Below are 23516 nucleotides of genomic sequence, written 5' to 3'. Positions count from 1 at the left end.
GTAAATTACTTATAAAGAAGGAACAAAAAACATTCACTAGAGATTTAAAAACATAGATTTTCTTCGAAAATAATACGTTTTTGAGCCTGAGTATAGTCAATTTGCTTTTACTGCTATAAGCATTTGACTTTAGAGGGCATAAAATAAGAGAAAAGCAAATTGACAATGCTGCTATTTCATATGAATTCAAGTAATATACGGTTTACGGTTTTGCTTCTGTTTCACTTTAAATTAACCATACCCTGTGAACTTAGGGAGTATGGGTTTGAATTGCTTTACAATCTCAATTTCATCTAAAGAATCTGTACAAATAAAAAAGATAATAGAAATATTACAGAGATTCGAAAAACTCTTCTATATCTTTTTTTAAGGAATTCATATTGCCAGATATAAATTCTCTTCCTCCGCCTTTGCCATTTAGGGCTGAATTTATCTTTGATGCTAAAGCTTTAATGTCGTTATCTTCTGAATAAACGCAGTATTTATAGCCTTCATCGTCTTTCCCAGAGAAAAGAGCTATCAAAGGGGCCTTTTCTTTTATAATTCCCCCAAATTTAATTAAATCTTCCATGGAGTAGTCTTCCATGAAAAGGATTACTTTTGAAGAGGGTTCAATAGCTTCTGCTTTCAGCCTGTGAAGAGACATTTTAAGCCTTGATATTTCCTGCTTAAGGCTGTTTTTTTCTTCAAGCAGATTTTGAACGGCTGTAAAAGAGCTTTCAGGCTTAACCGAAAGAAGAGCCGATATGCTTTTTATATTATTTTGTTTTAGCTGATAGTCTTTAATGGCCTTATCTCCGCAAAGCATATAAAGCCTTGTACCGCCTTTATATTTATGAAAATCAATGATTTTTATGGTTCCTATTTCCCCTGTAGTTTTCGTCTGGGTACCGCAGCAGGCACATACATCATAGTCTTCTACGGTTACGATTCTGATTTCTCCTTCTATTTCTATTTTGCTTCTATAGCTGATAGGAGGAACACTGTCATAATAATCTATTTTAACAGGAAGATTTTTATATACGGCTTCATTGCTTAAAAGCTCTATTTTTTCAATATCGCTGTCATTTAAATTGACATTATAATCCATAGTTACAAATTCTGTTCCCAGATGAAATCCTATATTATCAGCCCCATAAAGCTTATGGATAATTCCCGATACGATATGCTCGGCAGTATGATGCTGCATATGGCTAAAACGCCTTTCCCAATTGATGACACCATGGCATTTTTCACCGGGAGTAAGGGAAGTATCCGTAGTATGGACTACTTTTCCGTCAACAGTATGAACCTCTAAAACTTTAGCGTTATCAATATATCCAATATCATAGCTTTGGCCGCCGCCTTCGGGATAGAAGGCTGTTTTTTCAAGAATTACAGTATATAAATTACCCTTTGGAATGCATTCAATAACCGTCGAATCAAACGCCACAAGGTAAGGGTCCTGATAATATAATTTATCCTCTCTCATATTAAGCTCCTTTGTAATGTTATGTAAATTGAATTATATATGTCTAGTATTATACATTATTTTGGTGCTAATATCTTATAAAAATTATTCAGTTATTCTTTTATATATATTTATTTGGAAACTATAGGAATCCTCATCACGATTATGGTATAATGTGAATAAAATCAAGCGAAGCTTGATTTTATTCATGAATACATTTTCCGAAGAAAAATGTATGAATGTCAAAAGTGATTGCAATAGCCCAGGTAAAATCAAGGGTCGCTTGATTTTATTCATGAATACATTTTCCGAAGAAAAATGTATGAATGTCAAAAGTGATTGCAATAGCCCAGGTAAAATCAAGCGAAGCTTGATTTTATTCATGAATACATTTTGGGAAGAAAAATGTATGAATGGTAGAAGTGATTGCAATAGCCCAGGTAAAATCAAGCAAAGCTTGATTTTATTCATGAATACATTTTGCGGAGAAAAATGTATGAATGTTAAAAGTGATTGCAATAGCCCAGGTAAAATCAAGCAAAGCTTGATTTTATTCATGAATACATTTTGGGAAGAAAAATGTATGAATGTCAAAAGTGATTGCAATAGCCCAATCTGCTTCTCCTCATGAGGAGAGGCTGTTTATGAATATTTTTTCCGCAGGAGAATATATTCATAAAGGCTATAGTAACCCCACGTATTTCTTAACAGAAATACAAGTTTTTATTATTTTAAGGATATATTCTTCTGAATAGTTAGCCTGTTATAATTTTTTATTACGGAATGTACCCTTAAATATTTTCATCTGTTTTATCATAATAATATAAATTTATATCAGGAGGTGTTTTTTTGTCCGATACGAAGGAATTCTTAATACGTCTTGCGAATGCTTCCTCAGTAAGCGGCTTTGAAGAAAAGGTTGGCAAAATGACAGCAGAAGCCTTTTCTGAATACTGCGATGAGGTTCGTATTGATAAGCTCGGCAATGTAATAGGGCATAAAAAGGGCAGCGGAAAGTATAAAATATTGTTTGCCGCCCACATTGATGAAATAGGTCTTATGGTTACGGAATATGAGGAAGGCGGATTTCTTAAATTTACCAATATCGGCGGTTATGACCAGCGGGCCCTTGTAGGCCAAGAGGTTATTATTCACGGCAAAGAAGATATATTTGGTGTTATAGGAGTAAAACCACCCCATATTACAAAGCCGGAAGAGGCTAAAAATGCTCATAAAATCGAAGATATGGTAATAGATACAGGCTTTAGTATGGATAAGCTTAAGGAAAAGGTTGCCTTAGGTGATGTGATTACCCTTAAAAGAGAAATTGTAGCGCTTCAAAACGACAATATTGCCGGAAAAGCCATTGACGACAGAGCCGGCGTAGCTGTTTTATATGAAGCGATGAAAGAACTTAAAAATGTAGATACAGATATAGACATATACTATGTGGGAAGCGTTCAGGAAGAAATCGGCTGCAGAGGCGCTATGGTTGCGGCTTACGCAATTGAGCCCAATATCGCCATCGCAATAGATGTTACCCATGGAAAGACCCCCGATGTAAACGACAGAGAAGGCAAGAAAATGGGCGGCGGCGCAGTTATCAGCATCGGCCCTAACATAAGCCCCAGAGTATACGAACTTCTTGTAAAGAGCGCAAAGGATAATTTCCTGCCTTATCAGATTGATGTTGCCCCAAGGCATTCAGGAACAGATGCTTTTACCATGCAAGTTTCAGGAGTAGGCGCTGCAAGCGGCGTAGTAAGCATTCCTCTTAAATATATGCATACATCTGTCGAGACCTTATGCATGAAGGACGTTTATTTAACTGCTAAGCTTATATCCAGTTTTGTTAAGGATTTATGCGGAAGGGATTTGGAGGAGATTTTATGCTTATAAAAAAACTCACTGATTTAAACGGCCTTCCCGGAAATGAAGGAGAAGTCAGAGAATTTATTAAAAATGAAATTAAGGACCATGTGGATGAACTATATACCGACAGGCTTGGTTCTTTGATTGCCGTTAAAAATAAAAATGCAGAGGGAAGGCATATAGGCTATGCCGCCCATATGGACGAAGTAGGCCTTATAGTTACATGGATAGATAATGACGGGTATTTGAAATTCGAGTCATGGGGCGTAGACCCGAGGATTTTCCCTTCAAAAATAGTTAAAATAGGCAAAAATAAAGTTACGGGCGTTATCGGTACAAAGGCGATTCATTTACAGGAGCCTACTGAAAGAACAAAAGCTCTTCCCGTTGATAAGCTTTACATAGATATCGGAGCGAAAAGCAAAGAGGAAGCTGAAAAGCTTGTAAGCCTTGGTGATTTTGTTGCCTTTGACAGCGAATTTGTTGAATTCGGTGACCATAAAATAAAGGCGAAAGCTCTTGACGACAGGGTTGGCTGCGCCATGCTTATAGAAATGCTTAAAAGCGATTACCCATATAAAATGACTGCCGTATTCAATGTTCAGGAGGAAGTAGGTTTAAGAGGCTCTGCCGTAACGTCAAAGCTTATCGACTGTGACCTGATACTGAATATCGAAGGAACAGTTTCAGCAGATATGCCGGGGCTTAAACCTCATCAGACCGTTAATACTCAAGGAAACGGTCCAAGTATCTCTTTGATTGACAATGCATCTATTTATCTTAGAAAATATGTCGATGCCATGACGAAGGTAGCGGAAGCTCATAACATCCCCTGCCAGTTTAGAAGAACCCAAAACGGCGGCACCGATGCAGGCCAATATCATACAGGAAAAACAGGAACCCCTGTTATCGGCCTTGCCGTTCCATGCAGGTATATCCATTCTCCAGTTTCCGTAATGGATAAAAGGGATTATGACAATCTTCTTAAATTGATGAAGGCTTTCACTGAAGAATACTGCGGAGAAAAAATATTGTAGTCAAATAAAATACATTTCCAATTTGCTTTTACATAATAAAACCAGAACCATTACTCTTATGTATTCAGTAAATTGTAATATAATCGGGAGGTTTGCTTTTATGGATAAGAATAAAATAAAGGAAATATGCCAAATTTACGGCCCTTCAAGTGCTGAGGGGAGCGTAAGCAGCTATATTATAAACGAAATCAAGGACTATGCGGATGATTATGAAATAGATACCCTTGGAAACTTAATTGCCCATAAAAAAGGCAATGGCCCTAAGATGATGCTTGCCGCCCATATGGACCAGATCGGCCTTATGGTTAATTTTGTAGATGATGACGGTTTCCTTCGGTTTTCAACAATAGGCGGATTTTCTCCTTATGTCCTTTTCAATCAGAGAGTAAGATTTGAAAACGGTGTTCAGGGCGTTATTCATTGTGAGCGTCTTCAAGATATGGCGAAGGATTTGGCCATAGACAAATTATATATTGATATCGGTGCAAAGAATAAAGAAGAGGCTGAAAAGCTTGTTAGGGCCGGAGACATCTGTGTATACAGCGCAGAAACATATTTTAACGGAGACGTTGTAGTTTCTCCTGCGTTAGACGATAGAATCGGCTGCTATATTCAGATGGAAACATTAAAACAGCTTAAAAATCCCGCATATGATACTTATTTTGTATTTACCGTTCAGGAAGAAGTAGGCCTTAGAGGTGCAAAAACCTCCGCATATGCCGTTGATCCTGATTACGGCATTGCCTATGACGTAACTCTTGCTTATGATACGCCAAACGCATTAAAATTCCCTATGAAAATGGGGGAGGGCGCTGCCATTAAGATAAAGGATAATTCCCTTATTTGCCATCCTACGATAGTAAAGCATATGGAAAAGGTAGCAAAAGAAAATAACATTAAACATCAGTTTGAAATACTTACAGCCGGCGGAACGGATTCAGGTGCAATCCATTTGACCAAATCAGGGGTTCCTTCAGGGGTAATTTCAGTTGTTACAAGACATATCCATTCCGACAGCGAAATGTGCTCATTGGAAGACATTAAGGCATGTATTGACCTTTCTGTAAAGGTTTTAGAAACACCCATGAACTAGGTTTAATAAATAAAAATCCCTCAGCTTAGCCGAGGGATTTTTTTATACAAAAGATATGAGCTTTGAAAAGGTGCATTCTTATAGACTTACAAGGCAAATCTTTTTTTGTCTTTAAAAAAGCTTTATCTGTGCTTCCAAATCATTTGCTCTTTTATCATTTTCTGTAATAAAATGACCTGTTGAGGGTATTTTATTGGTTCTGTAATATTCAATGTCGTCGGATTTGAAATTTTCCGAAGGCATTAATATTGAAAGAACACTGTTTTTCTTGAGATTATAAAACTGCACGCCCGATGAATTTTTTGTCTGTTTCGGTTCGATAAGGGCAGTTGAAAACAATGTGGCCTTATCTGTATCTCTTACGCCGATATAGTCTCTGTCTTCATATATATAATCTGCAAATATAAGACGCGATTTTAAGGAGTAGGCGTTCAAAAGCTTTTTCCTGTTGACCTTTGTCTGATAGGAATCCATTTTTATTTTGGCTATTTTTCCGTTTTCAAAAGCAAAAATCATATATCCCGAATAGTCCAAAGTGGCAGTCATATATATTATTTTCTCCCCTTCAGAAAGATCAAGAAGGTTCGGAAGATACTCTCCCAGAAGAGAGGCCTTGCAATCGGGAAGGTCATAGGCCTTTGCCTTATATACAGAGCCTTGATTTGAAAAAAACAGGATATCTGCCTTGTTTGTAGATTCAAGCTCTGTAAGCATATAATCGTCTTCTTTGAATTTATGGTCTGATGCGCTTCTTAAAGAAATAAGCGGTATTTTTTTGAAATAGCCTTCTGCAGTTAAAAACAGTTTAAGGCCGTAATCTTCTATAAAGATATCCTCTGAAATCTCTTCGATTTCTTCTTCGTATATAATTTCAGTTCTTCTATCCTGCTGATATTTTTTTATAATGTTTTTAAGAGAAGCGGAAATTAGGCTGTGAATTTTTTTATCGCTTTCTATGGTAGCTTTCAGGTCTGCAAGTAAGTTTTCAAGATTATCTTTTTCCTTTATTCGGTTAAGAAGGTATTCCTTATTTAAGTTTCTAAGGCGTATATCTGCTATATATTCCGCTTGGATAGTGTCAATTTGAAAGCCTTCCATTAAGTTTGGAATTACCATATTGTCCTGCTCTGTATTTCTGATGATTTTTATTGCCTTATCAATATCCAAAAGTATTTTTGAAAGACCCTCAAGAAGATGTAATTTTTCTTCGGTTTTTTTGATATCATAGTTTAGCTGTTTCCGAATGCATTCTGTTCTGAAAATAATCCATTCGTCAAGGATTTCGGCTATTCCCATGGTTTTGGGCCTGCCGTTAATAAGAATATTAAAATTACAGCTAAAGGTATCTACAAGGGGAGTCATTGCAAAAAGCTTTTGCATTAAGGTATCAGGGTCTGCACTTTTTCTTATATCAAGGGCAATTTTTAGGCCCTTTAAATCGGTTTCGTCACGGACTTCCGTAATTTCTTTTATTTTTCCGGATTTAACGAGGGTAATAATTTTATCGCATATGGCTTCCTGCGTGGTTGTGTAGGGTATTTCATATATTTCAATGCAGGAGTTCTTCTTGTCATATCTGTATTTTGCCCTTAGCTTGAAACCGCCCCGGCCTGTTTTATATATTTTATCTATTTCTTCTTCGTTATAGATCAGCTGGCCGCCGGTTGAAAAATCAGGACCTAAAAGATGCTTTTTTAAATCTGTGTTTTTATCTTTGATATATTCTATGGTTGCCGTGCATACTTCTTTTAAATTAAAGCTTGCAATACTGCTGGCCATCCCTACGGCAATCCCCTGATTCGGGGTAACAAGAAGGTTTGGAAATGTTGTGGGAAGAAGCACCGGCTCCTTCATTGTGCCGTTATAATTATCTATAAAATCAACTGTATTTTTATCAATATCAAAAAATATCTCACTGCATATGTCTGCAAGCTTTACTTCCGTATACCTGCTTGCAGCATAGGCCATATCCCTTGAATATACCTTACCGAAATTGCCCTTGGAATCTACAAAAGGATGGAGAAGAGCATCATAGCCCCTCGTGAGCCTTACCATGGTTTCGTATATGCTGGCATCTCCGTGGGGATTTAATTGCATGGTTTGGCCCACAACATCTGCAGACTTCCTTCTTCCGCCTTTTAAAAGCCCCATTTTATACATGGTATAAAGGAGCTTTCTATGGGCAGGCTTAAAACCGTCTATTTCAGGGATGGCCCTTGATACGATGACGCTCATGGTATAGGGCATATAATTGGATTCAAGAACGTGAGTGATATTTTGTTTTATTACATTGGCATCAGCATTCACATTTGTTGGTTTTTTAGTCATTTAAGACCTCCGGTTTTTGCATATGTTTAAAATGCAGAATGAATAGGGTAAACTTAAATAAGTCATCTGTATTCTGCAAAGATAAAAAATGATACAGCAAGGAACCTGTAAATCACTTTTAGATGAATATCCCTTTATAATTAAAGCAAATTTCTTATAAAGAAGTAACAAAAGCCTATTCGTTAAAAGCTGCTCTGTTTTCTAAATAAAGTGTCTTTCAGGTCCGTATGAATATACGGTTTTGTTAACTATCTTTATAGCAGGCGGGAAAATTATAAAGCACATGGCTAGACGATTTCAGTCATATCAATATATTTATGGCCGAATTCCTCTATAAAATCCTTACGGCCTTTTAAATTGTCCCCAAGAAGAATATCAAAGATTCGCTGAGTGTTTTCAATATCCTCGGGAATAACAGCAATAAGCTTTCTGGTTTCAGGGTTCATGGTCGTCTGCCACATCATTTCAGGCTCATTTTCTCCGAGACCTTTGGAACGCTGAATATGGCATTTGCCACCGAGTTTTTTAATAATATCTGCTTTTTCTCCTTCGCTGTAGGCAAAATAGGTTTTTTTACCGCCGGTAATTTCATAGAGAGGAGATTCTGCTATAAATATTTTATGCTCTTCAATAAGAGTAGGCATAAGGCGGTACAGCATGGTAAGAATCAACGTCCTTATCTGGAAGCCGTCAAAGTCTGCATCTGTACAGATGATAATTTTATTCCATCTTAAAAGAGAAAGGTCAAAGGAGTTAAAATCCTTATTATGCTTTGTTTTTATTTCAACACCGCAGCCGAGAACCTTAATAAGGTCTGTGATGATATCGCTATTGAATATTTTATCATAGTTGGCCTTCAGGCAGTTAAGTATTTTCCCTCTTACAGGCATGATTGCCTGAAACTCCGAATCTCTGCCTAATTTGCAGGCACCCAAAGCGGAATCCCCTTCTACAATATAAAGCTCCTTCCGGTTTACATCTTTCGTACGGCAGTCTACGAATTTTTCCACTCTGTTATTAATATCAAGGCTTCCCGTGAGCTTCTTTTTTAGGGTAATCCTTGCTTTTTCTGCCGTTTCACGGCTTCTTTTGTTAATAAGCACCTGATTTGCTATTTTATCGGCTTCTGCTTTATTTTCTATAAAGTATATTTCAAGGGCAGATTTCAGGCTTGAAGTAAGGTAATCCTGAATAAATTTATTATTTATTGCCTTTTTCGTCTGATTTTCATAGCTGGTTATCGTAGAAAAGGAATTGCAGACAAGCACAAGGCTATCTTCTATATCGGGAAAAATGATTTTTTTCTCATCTTTTTTATATAAATTATTCGTTTTTATATAATTATCTATGGCAGATAAAAAAGAAGAGCGGATTGCTTTATCAGGAGAACCGCCGTATTCAAGAAAGCTTGAATTATGATAATATTCCATGAGGCTTTTCTGATTGCTGAAGCTGAAAACAAGCTCATACTTAAACTTATATTCAGGCTTATCTTCTCTGTCTTTTCCCGTAGCACTGTCTGAAATATATTTAGGCTCTGTAAAAGAGGTACCCTCGGAAATTTCATTAATGTAGTCACTAATGCCTTTTTCATAAAGAAAAACAAAATTTTCGCCGGATTCCTCGTCAAAAAGGGTTAATTTTACATTAGGATTCACAATAGCCTGCTTTTTAAGAATATCAAGGTAATAGCTTAAAGGGATATTAATATCCGTAAAGACTTCAAGGTCAGGCCGCCATTTTATTCTGCTGCCCGTTTCTTTACGGCTTGTCCTTTCTTTTAAAAGACCGCCGACATTTTCTCCCTTTTCAAAGTGAAGGCTGTATTCATAGCCGTCTCTTAAAACCATTACGTCCATGTATTCACTTGAATACTGGGTGGCGCAAAGGCCAAGGCCGTTAAGCCCCAAAGAATAGGCATAGCTTGAGTCTTCGTTATTTTTATATTTTCCTCCGGCGTAAAGCTCACAAAAAACAAGCTCCCAATTGTATTTGTTTTCGTTCTGGTTAAAATCAACGGGGATGCCTCTGGCATGATCTATAATTTCTATGGAATGGTCCTTAAATCTTTTTACTTCAATGAGATTACCAAAGCCTTCTCTTGCCTCGTCCAATGAGTTTGAAAGAATTTCAAATACGGAATGCTGGCAGCCTTCAATGCCGTCGGAGCCAAATATAACCGAAGGCCGTTTCCGAACTCTGTCGGCCCCTTTCAGGGAGGTAATGCTTTCATTGTCGTAGCTGTTTTTTTTGTTTGACATTATATCACCTATCAGTATTTAATACAAAGGAATGGTTTTATTTAATATGTAACTGGTTTGTCTATAGTATACCATAACTTAAGATACAAGAAAAATTATTGCCTTACAAAATATACCATATTATGATATACGAGATAAAAGATAAATTCAAGAATGGAAATGTTTCAGAACAAAAGGATTTTAATTATAACACAAAATATGCATTTAGGAATATATTTTAATTTAATATAATGAAGACTATAAAATAAGAGGTAATGTTTAAAAAATAGTATTCTGTAAGGTATATAAGGTAAATTTAAAGATAAGTCTGTTAAGAATAGGTTTGCTTCATATAAATTAGTGCATTTTCACCTAATAAACTGTAAAAATTCAACACAATAGTTAAGATTTTAAAATATATTTGAAAAATAAAATTAAGTAATTTTTCATGTGGTTTTATTATAGAATATGTAGTATAATATGAATAAGTATAAAAGAATTTTGTTTATTATGCTTCGAATTTACTTGACTTTTTATGTTTTGCATAGTTAAGGAGGTGAGGGGCCTTAATTTCATCTTGTTTTTCTTGTAAAAAAGCTTATCCCTTTTATAACAGAATATTTACTTAATTTTATACTTTTAAAACTTTTGACTTTGTTTGTAAATTTTATTGCTATATAAAGCAATACTTAAAAGGTTTTAGCTTTAGCTTAAACTGAACTTACTTTTAAGGAGGAGATTACCATGATACAGTTTATCACCGGCAGGAAGGGCGAAGGCAAGACAAAAAGGCTTATTGAGATGGCCAACGAAGCAGGTAAGACAACAGACGGGCATGTAGTATTTATAGATGATGACAGCAGGCACATCTATGATCTTCATTACGATATACGCTTTGTTGAGACTGGAAGCTTTGACTTATTCAATTACAGAGAATTTGTAGGCTTCGTATACGGTATACTGTCTCAGAACAGTGATATAACCGATATTTTTGTTGATGGGCTTACAAATATTATTGGAAAGATGGATAACGAAGACCTCGTTAAGCTTGTTAAAAAGCTTGATGTCCTGTCCGGGACTAATTCTGTTAACTTTATCATTAGTATGAACTGTGTTCCTGAAGAGCTTCCTGAAGAAGTTAAGGCTCTTATGATATGATAAACTCTCCTATAAGGGGCTGCATTTATGCAGCCCCTATGTTGTAGAATTAAGGAACATAAGCAGGGGAAAAAGGCAAGGATTCTAATTAGAATATTTGCCTTTTTTGCCTGCTTAAAGGCGTTTTGTTAATGGGGTTTAAAAATCTTCTCCAATCTAAGTGTTGAATAAAGAGACTTGTAAAGGTATAATATTATAGAGCTATTTTGTGAAAGTGTTTTTTATAGTAAATTTCTCATAAAGAGTAACAAAAACCGATTCACTAGAGACGTCAAAACGCGGATTTCTTTCGGAAACAGCGTATTTTTTAGTCCGCGTGAATAATAAGGTTTTGTTATTGTTTAATTTTAAATTTACTATTATACCAAGCAGGCTCACAGATGAATTTTTACGTGAGCGTCCTTTTATAGTAAACACATATTTTTATCTTCGTTAGCTATAAAGAGCTTTAAGGGCAATGCTACTATTATTTTTAAGATTTAAATCTATTTTATGAATCGTGCAGGTGGTTTATATGAACTATAAAGGAATATTAAGCTTTTTTGTAAATATGGTTTTTAATATTGTGTTAATGGGGATTCTGGCGTATTTTATATATACTATGGCTGGAAAATCCTTTAACACAGGAAAGCAGCTGGCTAAAGATGCCACGAAAGAGCTTCCTAAAAGAGACGTTACCGTTACTATAGAAAAAGGCGCTACCCTTTCGGAAGTTGCTAAGCTTTTAGAGGACGAAGGAATCATAAATTCTGCCTTCTTATTTGAGCTTGAAAATACCTTGAAAGGCAATAAAGGCAATTTTGACGGGGGCTCCTTCCTTCTCAATACGGAAATGGACGCAACAGGCATTGTAAATACTTTAAGAGAAAAAAAGGTATACACCAAGGACATTATCATAACCATAAGGGAAGGCTATACTTTAAAGGATATTGCCGATTATCTTGAAAGCAAAGAGCTTTTTTCAGCAGAAGAATTTTTGAAGGCCTGCAATGAAGGAACATACAATTATAGCTTTATATCGGAAATACCCGAAAGAGAAAAAAGGCTTGAAGGATATTTATTCCCGGATACTTATTATATAGCTCCGGGCTCAAGCCCTGAAACCGTAATCAATAAAATGCTTATGCGCTTTGAAGAAATTTATTCGAAATACGATGAGCAGGCTAAGAAAATGGGCCTTACTATGGACGAAACCGTTATCATAGCTTCTATAATAGAAAAAGAAATAAGAGTAGATTCCGAAAGGGAAAAAGCAGCCGAGGTAATTTTTAATAGAATTAAAAATAATACCAATCTTCAGATGTGTTCTACGATTCTTTATGCCCTTGATAAAAAGAAAGACAGGCTTTACGATGAAGATTTAAAGGTGGAGTCTCCTTATAATACTTATATTAATTCCGGTCTTCCTGTAGGGCCTATATCAAACCCCGGAGAAGCCTGTATCAAAGCTGCGGTGAATCCGGGAAACGGAAACTATATGTATTTTGTTGTAAAGGATGAGGAAACAGGGGAGCATTTCTTTACGGATAATTATGATAAATTTCTTGAAGCAAAGCAGCTTTATAATCAAAAATATTAGGATGGAAGCTTAATGAGCGTAATAGACAGAGACTTTGAAAACTATATAAACAGCATTTTAAACCCCTTTACAGGAAGGCTTGGAGAGCTTCAGGAAACAGCCTATACAGAGGGGTTCCCTGTTATAAAAAATGCCACGGCAAGATTTTTAGCTACTATAATCGCTTTGAAAAGGCCTGAAAAAATTCTTGAAATAGGCTGCTGTATCGGGTTTTCTGCAAGCCTTATGTCGGAATTTATGGCAGGCGGGGGGCATATAACCACAATAGACAGATATGATATTATGATAGACAGGGCAAAGCAAACCTTTAAGGAGATGGAGCTTGAGAAAAAGATTACCCTTCTGGAAGGGGATGCCCTTGAAATTCTTTCTGAAATGGATGAAAAATTTGATCTTATTTTTATGGATGCTGCAAAAGGGCAGTATATTCAATTTCTTCCCCATTGCGTAAGAATGCTTAATAAAGGCGGAGCTTTAATTGCCGACGATATATTTCAAAACGGATATATAGCCATGGAAAGACAGGATATTCCAAGGCGGCAGAGAACGACCTATACCAGAATGCGGCGCTTTCTATATTCAGCCCTTAATTCGGAAGGCCTTGTAAGCACTATCATACCTGTTGATGACGGTCTGCTTCTTTCTACTAAAACGGCAGACGAAGTAATTCTTAAGGAGCTGGATTATGATGAATAAAAAAATTGAGTTGCTTTCTCCCGCAGGAGATTTGGAAAAGCTCAAAATAGCCATTACCTACGGCGCAGATGCCGTTTACATGGGCGGAAAAAGTCTTGGCCTTAGAGCGAAGGCGAAAAACTTTGATATGAATGAAATGGCTGAGGGAATCGCGTTTGCTCATAAACATAATGCAAAGATCTATATAACGGCAAATATATTTGCCCATGAAGAAGATTTTGAAGGGGCAGCCGAATATTTCAAGGAACTCTATCAAATGGGGGTAGATGCCCTTATAATATCCGACCCAGGCCTATTTTCCATTGCCAGAAACGCTGTGCCGGATATGGACATACACATCAGTACCCAGTCTAATAATACGAATTTTCAAACGGCTCTTTTCTGGAAGAATTTAGGGGCCCAAAGAGTTGTTCTCGCAAGAGAGCTTTCTTTTGATGAAATAAATTCTATTCACAGCAAAATGAATAAAATAGATAAGGATTTTGAGCTGGAAGCATTTGTTCACGGCGCAATGTGCATTTCCTATTCAGGAAGATGCCTTTTAAGCAATTATATGACAGGCAGAGATTCCAACAGAGGAGAATGTGCTCACCCATGCAGATGGCAGTATTATCTTATGGAAGAAAAGCGACCAGGGGAATACATGCCTGTTTATGAAGATGAAAGAGGAACTTATATCTACAATTCAAAGGATTTATGCATGATAGGCCATATTCCTGAGCTTGTAGAATCGGGTATAAGAAGCTTTAAAATAGAAGGCCGCATGAAAACTTCTTATTATGTTGCCGCTGTTACAAAAGCTTATAGGGAAGCCATAGACGATTATTTTGAGGACAAGGAGAAATATCTGGCTAAAAAGCCTTATTATCTTAGAGAGCTTGAAAAATCAAGCCATAGGGATTTTACTACAGGCTTTTATTTTAATAAACCAGGAGCAGCAGAGCAGATATATACAAATAACTCCTATATAAGAAATTATGATTTTGTTGCTCTTATAGAGGAATTTGATAAGGAGACAGGCCTTGCTTACGGCGAACAGAGGAACAAATTCTCCGTAGGCGACGAAGTGGAAATATTTAATCCCAAGGGAGAAAATTTCAAACAGAAAATAACAGAAATTTATAATGAAGAAGGAGAGCCTCTTAAAGAAGCTCCCCATCCAAAACAAAAGCTAAAAATAAAGCTTGATCATAAAGTTGAAAAATTCAGTATGCTCAGAAAGGCAACTGAGAGCTAAGAACTCATTGAAAATAAGGGACAAGATATAGGTTTGCAAAGCAAGCCTATACCGATACTCTCTAAGCTCGCACCTTTTTGTATGAGTATATAGTCAATTTGCTTTAATACTGCTGTAAGTGTTTAGCTTTAGAGGATATAAAATAATGTAAAAATAAATTGACTATGCTGTTATTTCATTTGAATTTATAGTAAATTTCACTGAAGGATGCAATAAAAATCTATTTTTCATAAACGGCTTAAACATATAAAACCCCTATGTTTAAGCCATTTAAAATATACGATTTTTATTACTGTTTGATTTTAAATTTACTATAACTATAAAAAAGCGGAGGAAATTTCCTCCGCTTTTTTATTATTTTATGGCTTAAGCCAGTTGAGCTCGCATAGCGTGCGAAACAAAAAACTACCCGCTATACGGGTAGAGGACCAAAAGGTTCTACCACAAGAAACACCTTTCCAATAGAATAGTGAGTGTTCAAGCCACTATGCAGAAAGGAAAGGTGTTTCAATGGCAAACCAACATAATAGTTTGTCCCACACAAAGTGGATGTGCAAATATCACATTGTGTTCACTCCAAAGTATAGACGTAAAATCATCTTCAATCAATATCGAGAGTCGATTGGGAAAATTCTTCGAGAGTTATGCGGCTACAAAGGCGTAGAACTGATCGAAGGTCACCTGATGCCAGATCATGTGCATATGTTAGTGAGCATTCCACCAAAGATCAGCATTTCAAGTTTTATGGGATATCTAAAAGGGAAAAGTGCCCTGATGATTTTCGATCGACATGCAAATTTGAAGTACAAGTTTGGGAATCGGCATTTTTGGTCAGTTGGCTATTATGTCAGTACGGTAGGACTGAACGAAGCTACCATCCAGAAATACATCAGAGAACAAGAGCAACATGACATTGCTCTAGATAAGCTGAGTGTCAAAGAATATGAAGACCCCTTTAGGGGTTAGCTGGTAATACAAATAGCCCTTAAGGGCTAAGCAAAAGAGGCAAGGGCATAGGGGCTTGAACTTAAGTGAAAGCCAGCATCTTGAGATGCTGGCCGGTAACAAGGCCTTACAGGCCTAGCTCAAACCACCCTTTTAAGGGTGGTCATGATTTAAGTTCTACGCTTCCTGTTGCTTTCATGTCTTTAAGGCTTGTTGCCATAATCCTTCCGTTGGAAACAGTGTATAAATAATCTCCTATATATATAATCCTTTGAACATAGGTATCATAATCATAAATTTCAGAGCTGTCTTTCTGGTGGGTTATGGTTTCTCTTAAGTTAAAGCCTTTTTCCATATCGATACTATAAACGTATGCGCCTTGAAATTTGAAATCTCCGTAGGAGAATAAGTCATCCTTGGAATTTGAATTTATTGTGCGAACCTCAATAGGAAACGCCATGATATTCTTTTCTTTGTCAAAAAGAAGGGCTTTATGGTTATTTAAAAGCTCTGACGAAGTTCCCCTGTCTCCGATTACCGTGACAAATTTTTCTTTGGGGTTTTTCAGGTCTGAAACATCGAACATAGAGATTTTCATTCCCTTATTATAAGCTCTTCCGTCTTTTTCGAAAGTATCTATGCCAAAGCCGATTAAATGGTTTTCATCATAAGGATGAAGATAATTGCTATAGCCAGGGATTTTAAGCTGGCCTAAGATTGCAGGCTCTGCGGGGTCTTTAAGGTCTATGACAAAAAGAGGGTCCGTTACTTCAAAAGTTACCATATAAGCCTTGTCACCCATAAATCTTACGGAATAAATCTGTTCTCCGGGAGCTATATTCTTAACCTTTCCATGCGTGTCCATATTCTTATCTAATACGAAAAGACTGTTTGTGCTTCCGCCGTTTCCAAGACGGCTTGTTGTTGCTATTCTGAAAAAACCGTCATTTTCATCCATCGAAAACTGATTTAATATACTGCCTTCAACTCTGCCTTTGTTTTTATATTGAATGGAGTTTTCTCCGAGAGCAAATTTATATACGTTTGTATGATAATAAGGAGCGCTGTTATTATAATTAAAGGCATAGCTGGTGGTTGCAATATAAAGGTTTTCTGTTGACATATAGATATTTTCTCCGCCGCCAAGATAAGATTCCATGAAAGGCGCCGCATTTATATTTTTAAGGTTTATGCCGATAATATTTGTCATCTGGCTGCTGATTGCCTCAGGAAAATAAGAGATTGCGCCATAGCTTACGGCAGCTTCTTTTCCCGATATGGCATCACGGAGTACAGGAAGGGGATAGTTTCCGCTGTCTCTATTATAGTATAAATAATTTTGAACCATGAAATAGAGATTGTCTCCCGTTTTTCTTGCAGTTAAGAAATTACCTTCCATTTCTGTTGATTTTACTAATTTAGGCGCCTTTATATTGGAAAGGTCATATACATAAACCTTTACAATCTGCTTTCCTATATATCTATCCAGAATAAGCAATTTCTGTGAAACATTATCATTTGTTATTTCAGGCGCCTCTATTTTAGGCATCTCGTAAGAAGATGTTATTACGATAAGCTGATTGCCGTTTATAAACATTTCATTGATATAGTCCTCATCAGCATAGGAAAGCTTTGCCATAACTTCCATTTTGTCGGCTGGCTGTGCTTTAACTATATTTATTTTGTTTTGAGAGCCGAAATAAATATAATTTCCATCGGTCTTAATAATGTCGCCCTCGTCCACACCTTCAACCTGTACATTGGTGGTGGAATGGTCGCTTTTTGCTTGCGTATCTGCTGCCTGCATCTCCTTTGCAGGGGCGGAGTTTGCGGTTCCGCTTTCTTCTCTGCCTAAAAGTGCTTGGGGCATTTTGTACATAATATCATTTTCATTTTTTCCCAAGAGAGAAACAAGCTTTTCACTTGTACCTACCTTAGGCAAAGTAGAGAGCTGCTTCTTATAAGCAGATACAGATGTTTCAGAAGGAGCTTTTGCGCCTGATTTATTGGTAATCACTATGACGCCGTTGTTATAGAAAATTTTAAAATTATAATTATCGGCAATGTCTCTTACTGAAACATATTCCATTCCTTCTTCTGAAGTAATGGATTTTACTTTTTTATCGATAGAAATCTTAAGGTTTTTCTCTGCAAAATCTTTTGGTACATAAGCTCTGTCATCATAAATATCAGGGGTAAGCCATAATTTTTCATCACTTATATTTATTTCTTTGGAATTTAACATTGCTTTTGAACTTCCTGCAAGCATAATAAGTTCTGTTTCTTCTGCCGCCTCAGCAGGAGCTGTTCCTGTTATAATGAAAGATAAAAGAAGGGCTAAGGCAAGCCACTTTGTTTTTTTCATAATTAAAACCTCCTTTATTTTTTGGGTTTATAAATTTATTCCTACCCTGATTACTTCTAAAGACGGGCAATGCAGATAAAAAGTTCCATACATAATGTAAAATAAATATATAATATTATTAGTTGACAGTTTGCACTATAAATATTAGAATATAATTATCAGGAAATACTAAATATCATATAATACAGGAGGAGATAATATGTTAGATAAAAAAATAATAAAGCTTATAAATGAACAAGTAACAAAGGAATTCTTTTCCGCTTATTTATATCTTGATTTTGCCAATTACTATGCTGATGAAGAGCTTCAGGGATTTGCCAACTGGTTTAATATTCAGGCTCAGGAAGAAAGAGACCATGCGCTCCTTTTTATTAAATACCTCCAGGAAAATAGCGAGAGAGTAGTTCTCGAAGCTATTGATAAACCCGATAAAGAATATGCCTGCCATAAAACACCTCTGGATATGGCTTTGGAGCACGAGAAATTTGTTACGGCGTCTATTCATAACATCTATGATGCTGCCTACGAAATCAAAGATTTCCGTACGATGCAATTTTTAGACTGGTTCGTAAAAGAGCAGATGGAAGAAGAAAGCAATGCAGAAGCTTTAATTAAAAAGTATGAACTTTTCGGCAAGGATGCACAAGGCTTATATCTTCTTGATACCGAGCTCGGCACAAGAGTTTACGCAGCTCCTGACCTTACATTTTAATTTATACCAAGGGAATTTGAAAAAGATACGGGCGTATAGTAAATTTTCTTTTCTTCCGCAGTAAATAACAGGATACAAGAAGGCATAAAATCAAGGAAAAGCAAATTTACAACCCTACAATTTTACTTTTATTCAAGCATAAGTTTAATTTTTTTCAAATTTGATAACTATAAAAAACTTCCGAAGCATATGCTTCGGAGGTTTTTTGCCGTTATTCTGCCAGATAAACGCCTGCCTTATATTCTTTAATAAGTTTTTGAGAAGAAATTTCTCTGAATTTTCTTCTTTGTGAATCCCAGAAAGCGTTTATAGGCGGAAAAAGAGACATTCCAAGCTCTAAAGCGGCCATATTATTATATTCCAGCATAATAATCATTCCTTTATTTTTTGGCTGCACTTTTATTATGTGCATTTCAAAAATAAAGATACATTCCTAACACCAGAATATTTATAAGACCTTAATTATAAAAGCTTAAATTGATTTTTATAATAATCTATAATTCCTTCTTCTTTGAGCTTTGAAAGCTCTTTTGACATGGCGCTTCTGTCAATGAAAAGAAAATCCGAAAGCTCTTGCCTGTTAAAAGGGATTTCAAATATTCTGCTTTGGCTTTCAACAGCGCATCTTGAAAGATAAGCCATAAGCTTTTCTCTGGTAGTTCTTTTTGAAACATATTCGATTTTTTGATTTAGAACAAGATTTTTTCTGGCCATTATCATAAGCATATTTTCAATCAGCATATGATGAAAATGCCTTTTTCCTCCGCACTCTCTTATAATCTTACCGTAATTTACGAAAAATATAGAAGATTTTGATGCGGAAGTTACTGAAACAGGCATTTTTTCAAGCCGTGCACAGCAAAAGGCCTCGGCAAAAATATGATTTTTCCCGAATTCTGCAACGATTGACCGATTCCCGTTAACATCCTCTTTTATAATATGAATAAGTCCGTCAAGAACAATTCCCACGTTTATCACAGGGTCGCCGGCGTTTAATATGGAATCGTTTTTATCATAGCTTTTTTCGTATGCGTCAAGGTATGAGAGCATTTCTGGAAAGGATTCTTCATCTATGCCTTTAAACATTGATACATCTTTTAATAAAGGATAATAATTTTTCATAGTCAACTCCATTATGTTTAATTTTCTTCGGTATATGGATTTTCATGCGAATCATACCGATGCCGATAATTATATTGTAAGTATAATATAACAAAAATATATTTACAACGGAAGGATTTTATTGTTTATAAACTTAAATTTAAATTTGTTAAAAATAGAAAGGCACAGACTTGAAAATAACCCATAAGCTTATACCTGTATCATTTTTAAGTCTACTTCGTATAAATAGAAAAAATACTTATTATAATAGTTGACTTTTTTTGAAATATAATGGAAAATATACAAGTCATTATATTTTTTAAGGAGCGCATTATGAGGGTAAGAAAAAAGAACTGGACGGTTAATGAATTTGAAAACAATGAGCTTATTTTGCAAAACCCTGACAGCAAGGGGCGCTGGAATGAAATATTTAAAAATAACAATCCCTTGCGGATAGAAATAGGCTGCGGTAAAGGCAACTTCATAACGGAAAGCGCAAGGCTTAACCCTGATGTTAACTTTGTTGCCATTGAAAGAGAATGGTCTGTAATCGTTACAGGGGCCAGAAAAATAAGAGAGCTTAAGGAAGCCGGAGAAAATATAAACAATATTCTTTTTCTTGCCACAGACGCTACAAATATTGATAACTTTTTTGCAGAAGATGAAGTAAGCCTTATATACTTAAATTTCAGCGATCCATGGCCCAATAGAAAAAAATGGGTTAAAAGACGCCTTACTTACAGAAGCTTTCTTTCCATATATGATAAGCTGTTAACAAAGGACGGGGAAATCCATTTTAAAACGGATAATACCCAGCTTTTTGAGTTCTCCTTAAATGAATTTTCAGGACAAGGGTGGGGGCTTAAAAATATAAGCCTTGATTTACATTCCAGCAACTTTGAAGGAAATATAATGACAGAATATGAAATGAAGTTTTCTGCAAAAGGTATGCCTATCTATAGGCTGGAAGCTTATAAAAGATAAATATTATAAAAAAGTTCAAAAAAGAAGTTGACAATTGTAAAAGCATGTGGTAAACTAGATTTTGCGTCCGAGAGAGGACAGCGCAGGAAAAACAAGCATAAGAAACAAAAACGAGAACATTGAAAACTGAATAATAAGGAAAGAACCAACCCGAAAAGAAAAAACTTTGAGAGCTTTAAGGCTAACGAAGAAAAGTAATGACGAGAAACAAATGCCAGATAGTCGAAAAGGATATAAAATATCCGTTTGACAGTCTAAAAGCTTGCTTTTAGACAAGAGTGGACAAGGATTAAATAGAGAGTTTGATCCTGGCTCAGGATGAACGCTGGCGGCGTGCCTAACACATGCAAGTCGAACGCTGAGTAAATAGTGCTTGCACTATCTACTTGGAGTGGCGGACGGGTGAGTAACGCGTGGGTAATCTGCCCTGTACAGGGGAATAACTGTGAGAAATCATGGCTAATACCGCATAATACCGTATGGCCGCATGGCCGAATGGGGAAAGATTTATCGGTACAGGAGGAGCCCGCGTCTGATTAGCTAGTTGGTGGGGTAAGAGCCTACCAAGGCAATGATCAGTAGCCGGCCTGAGAGGGTGACCGGCCACATTGGGACTGAGACACGGCCCAAACTCCTACGGGAGGCAGCAGTGGGGAATATTGCACAATGGGGGAAACCCTGATGCAGCAACGCCGCGTGAAGGAAGAAGGTTTTCGGATCGTAAACTTCTATCGATGGGGAAGAAAAAAATGACGGTACCCAAGTAAGAAGCCCCGGCTAACTACGTGCCAGCAGCCGCGGTAATACGTAGGGGGCAAGCGTTATCCGGAATTACTGGGTGTAAAGGGTGAGTAGGCGGATTAGTAAGCCATATGTGAAAACTCAGGGCTTAACTTTGAGATTGCATAAGGAACTGTTAATCTAGAGTACAGGAGAGGTAAGTGGAATTCCTAGTGTAGCGGTGAAATGCGTAGATATTAGGAGGAACACCAGTGGCGAAGGCGACTTACTGGACTGAAACTGACGCTGAGGCACGAAAGCGTGGGTAGCGAACAGGATTAGATACCCTGGTAGTCCACGCTGTAAACGATGAGTGCTAGGTGTGGGGGAGAGATCCTCGGTGCCGCAGCAAACGCAATAAGCACTCCACCTGGGGAGTACGGCCGCAAGGTTGAAACTCAAAGGAATTGACGGGGGCCCGCACAAGCGGTGGAGCATGTGGTTTAATTCGAAGCAACGCGAAGAACCTTACCAAGGCTTGACATACCATTGATGGGTGCAGAGATGCACCGTTCTACGGACAATGGATACAGGTGGTGCATGGTTGTCGTCAGCTCGTGTCGTGAGATGTTGGGTTAAGTCCCGCAACGAGCGCAACCCTTATTTTTAGTAGCCAGCGGGTAGTGCCGGGCACACTAGAAAGACTGCCGTGGATAACACGGAGGAAGGTGGGGATGACGTCAAATCATCATGCCCCTTATGTCTTGGGCTACACACGTGCTACAATGGCAGGTACAGAGAGAAGCGAAGGGGTGACCTGGAGCAAAGCTCAAAAAAGCTGCCACAGTTCGGATTGTAGTCTGCAACTCGACTACATGAAGCTGGAATCGCTAGTAATCGCAAATCAGCATGTTGCGGTGAATACGTTCCCGGGCCTTGTACACACCGCCCGTCACACCATGGGAGTTGGTAGCGCCCAACGTCTGTGACCTAACCGAAAGGAAGGAGCAGCCTAAGGCGAGACCAGTGACTGGGGTGAAGTCGTAACAAGGTAGCCGTATCGGAAGGTGCGGCTGGATCACCTCCTTTCTAAGGAAAAGTAGGGTAGCACCCAAAAGAATTTGGGTCATTAAACGAAGTTTAATGATTTTGTGAAGCAAAATGCTGAGGAGATAGTTTTGTGAAACAAAACTGTCTGAAGGGTTTGAGTACTTATTATTTAGTTTTGAGTGTTCATGTAAATGAATGCTGAAAATAAGTTTTGTTTTTATAGCTAATAGCTTATAGAAACAAAAATAAAATATATCAAGGTTATCTTATGAAAGCAAGGATAACAAAGCTTTCCGGTGGTGATGCGTCTATGGGAAACATCCGTACCCATACCGAACACGACGATTAAGCCACAGACGGCCGATGGTACTTGGCGGGAGACTGCCCGGGAGAGTAGGTGGCTGCCGGATTCCAATTGAATTTTTTTATGGGGGAATTCCCGAGTGGCCAAAGGGGGCAGACTGTAAATCTGTTAGCAACGCTTTCGAAGGTTCGAATCCTTCTTCCCCCACTTTTATTATAGAAGATAGCAAGGAGGTATATCATGTCAGTACCGTTTGTGTTATTAAGCATTATTTATATAGCGGTTTGTTTAGGACTCGTTACGGTTATTCTTATGCAGAAGAAGCGTTCGGCAGGTGGTCTTGGTGCCGTTACCGGTGGTATGAGCGATTCTCAGACCTACTGGGATAAGAATAAAGGACGTTCTCTAGAAGGCGCTCTTGAAAAATACAGCAAGATATTAGGTGCTGTGTTCATGATATTATCTTTAGTGCTTTGCTTAGTAAGATAAATAAGTGATAAACCTTTCTGCAATAAACTGTAGAAAGGTTTTTTTGTATTTATATTGCTAAATATGATAAGAATATTATTGAAATAAAATCTAGGATTAAAGTTTAAATAATTTGCTATATTTGAATTACTTATAAAACAATATCGTTATCAATTG

The 23516-nt window shown here is 37.0% G+C and carries 17 protein-coding genes, 1 tRNA gene and 2 rRNA genes; 14 read left to right on the top strand and 6 right to left on the bottom strand.

What is annotated here, in order from left to right; translation table 11 throughout:
- Positions 1-331: 331 nt before the first annotated feature.
- Positions 332-1471 carry an alanyl-tRNA editing protein gene (locus NBX03_RS09115; protein ID WP_250227472.1) on the bottom strand — a complete coding sequence of 380 codons (1140 nt, stop codon included), beginning with the start codon at positions 1469-1471 and terminating at the stop codon, positions 332-334.
- Between the two features lie 828 nt (positions 1472-2299).
- Between NBX03_RS09115 and NBX03_RS09110 the strand changes: the two genes are divergently transcribed.
- The 3 genes from NBX03_RS09110 (at position 2300) to NBX03_RS09100 (ending at position 5452) form a co-directional block, all read left to right on the top strand.
- Positions 2300-3349: a zinc-binding metallopeptidase family protein gene (locus tag NBX03_RS09110; protein ID WP_250227471.1), complete on the top strand. Its 1050-nt coding sequence runs from the start codon at positions 2300-2302 to the stop codon at positions 3347-3349.
- Entirely contained in the window at positions 3340-4359 is a 1020-nt protein-coding gene (locus tag NBX03_RS09105) for a M42 family metallopeptidase (protein ID WP_250227470.1), read from the top strand. Before NBX03_RS09110 ends, NBX03_RS09105 begins: the two co-directional genes overlap by 10 nt.
- Positions 4360-4459: 100 nt before the next feature.
- Positions 4460-5452: a M42 family metallopeptidase gene (locus tag NBX03_RS09100; protein WP_250227469.1), complete on the top strand. Its 993-nt coding sequence runs from the start codon at positions 4460-4462 to the stop codon at positions 5450-5452.
- A gap of 111 nt (positions 5453-5563) precedes the next feature.
- Here NBX03_RS09100 and NBX03_RS09095 read toward each other — a convergent pair whose 3' ends face one another.
- The gene (locus NBX03_RS09095; RefSeq protein WP_250227468.1) at positions 5564-7780 is read right to left on the bottom strand and encodes a DNA gyrase subunit A; all 2217 of its coding nucleotides are present in this window, start codon (positions 7778-7780) and stop codon (positions 5564-5566) included.
- A 287-nt stretch (positions 7781-8067) separates the two neighbouring features.
- Positions 8068-10041: a DNA gyrase/topoisomerase IV subunit B gene (locus NBX03_RS09090; RefSeq protein WP_250227466.1), complete on the bottom strand. Its 1974-nt coding sequence runs from the start codon at positions 10039-10041 to the stop codon at positions 8068-8070.
- A 723-nt stretch (positions 10042-10764) separates the two neighbouring features.
- Between NBX03_RS09090 and NBX03_RS09085 the strand changes: the two genes are divergently transcribed.
- The 5 genes from NBX03_RS09085 (at position 10765) to tnpA (ending at position 15656) form a co-directional block, all read left to right on the top strand.
- Positions 10765-11178: a hypothetical protein gene (locus tag NBX03_RS09085; protein ID WP_250227465.1), complete on the top strand. Its 414-nt coding sequence runs from the start codon at positions 10765-10767 to the stop codon at positions 11176-11178.
- 514 nt (positions 11179-11692) lie between these two features.
- Positions 11693-12757, top strand: a complete 1065-nt coding sequence (mltG, locus tag NBX03_RS09080; RefSeq protein WP_250227464.1) for an endolytic transglycosylase MltG — start codon at positions 11693-11695, stop codon at positions 12755-12757.
- A 12-nt stretch (positions 12758-12769) separates the two neighbouring features.
- Entirely contained in the window at positions 12770-13453 is a 684-nt protein-coding gene (locus tag NBX03_RS09075; protein WP_250227463.1) for an O-methyltransferase, read from the top strand.
- Complete coding sequence (locus NBX03_RS09070) at positions 13446-14690, top strand: peptidase U32 family protein (RefSeq protein WP_250230258.1); 1245 nt, start codon at positions 13446-13448, stop codon at positions 14688-14690. Before NBX03_RS09075 ends, NBX03_RS09070 begins: the two co-directional genes overlap by 8 nt.
- A 510-nt stretch (positions 14691-15200) precedes the next feature.
- A complete protein-coding gene (tnpA, locus tag NBX03_RS09065; protein ID WP_250227317.1) occupies positions 15201-15656 on the top strand; it encodes an IS200/IS605 family transposase in 456 nt (151 codons plus the stop codon).
- A 142-nt stretch (positions 15657-15798) separates the two neighbouring features.
- On the opposite strand, the gene NBX03_RS09060 is transcribed toward tnpA, so the two are convergent.
- Positions 15799-18000 carry a beta-propeller domain-containing protein gene (locus tag NBX03_RS09060; RefSeq protein WP_250227462.1) on the bottom strand — a complete coding sequence of 734 codons (2202 nt, stop codon included), beginning with the start codon at positions 17998-18000 and terminating at the stop codon, positions 15799-15801.
- A 199-nt stretch (positions 18001-18199) separates the two neighbouring features.
- On the opposite strand from NBX03_RS09060, the gene NBX03_RS09055 reads away from it, so the two are divergent.
- Entirely contained in the window at positions 18200-18712 is a 513-nt protein-coding gene (locus tag NBX03_RS09055; protein ID WP_250227461.1) for a ferritin, read from the top strand.
- A gap of 211 nt (positions 18713-18923) precedes the next feature.
- Here NBX03_RS09055 and NBX03_RS09050 read toward each other — a convergent pair whose 3' ends face one another.
- Entirely contained in the window at positions 18924-19079 is a 156-nt protein-coding gene (locus NBX03_RS09050; RefSeq protein WP_250227460.1) for a hypothetical protein, read from the bottom strand.
- A 95-nt stretch (positions 19080-19174) separates the two neighbouring features.
- Complete coding sequence (locus NBX03_RS09045; RefSeq protein WP_250227459.1) at positions 19175-19834, bottom strand: Crp/Fnr family transcriptional regulator; 660 nt, start codon at positions 19832-19834, stop codon at positions 19175-19177.
- 312 nt (positions 19835-20146) lie between these two features.
- On the opposite strand from NBX03_RS09045, the gene trmB reads away from it, so the two are divergent.
- The 5 genes from trmB to secG all read left to right on the top strand — a co-directional run bounded on the left by trmB (position 20147) and on the right by secG (position 23360).
- Positions 20147-20797, top strand: a complete 651-nt coding sequence (gene trmB, locus NBX03_RS09040; protein ID WP_250227458.1) for a tRNA (guanosine(46)-N7)-methyltransferase TrmB — start codon at positions 20147-20149, stop codon at positions 20795-20797.
- A 290-nt stretch (positions 20798-21087) separates the two neighbouring features.
- Positions 21088-22606 (top strand): 16S ribosomal RNA (locus NBX03_RS09035).
- Between the two features lie 253 nt (positions 22607-22859).
- Positions 22860-22977 (top strand): 5S ribosomal RNA (gene rrf / locus NBX03_RS09030).
- Between the two features lie 19 nt (positions 22978-22996).
- Positions 22997-23078 (top strand) — tRNA-Tyr (locus NBX03_RS09025).
- 33 nt (positions 23079-23111) lie between these two features.
- Positions 23112-23360, top strand: a complete 249-nt coding sequence (secG, locus tag NBX03_RS09020; RefSeq protein ID WP_250227457.1) for a preprotein translocase subunit SecG — start codon at positions 23112-23114, stop codon at positions 23358-23360.
- Positions 23361-23516 lie beyond the last annotated feature (156 nt).

Source organism: Anaeropeptidivorans aminofermentans (assembly GCF_940670685.1).
GTDB classification, from domain to species: Bacteria; Bacillota; Clostridia; order Lachnospirales; family UBA5962; genus Anaeropeptidivorans; species Anaeropeptidivorans aminofermentans.
The sequence above is the reverse complement of the archived record's forward strand: the minus strand, read 5'-3'. Positions and strand labels throughout refer to the sequence as shown.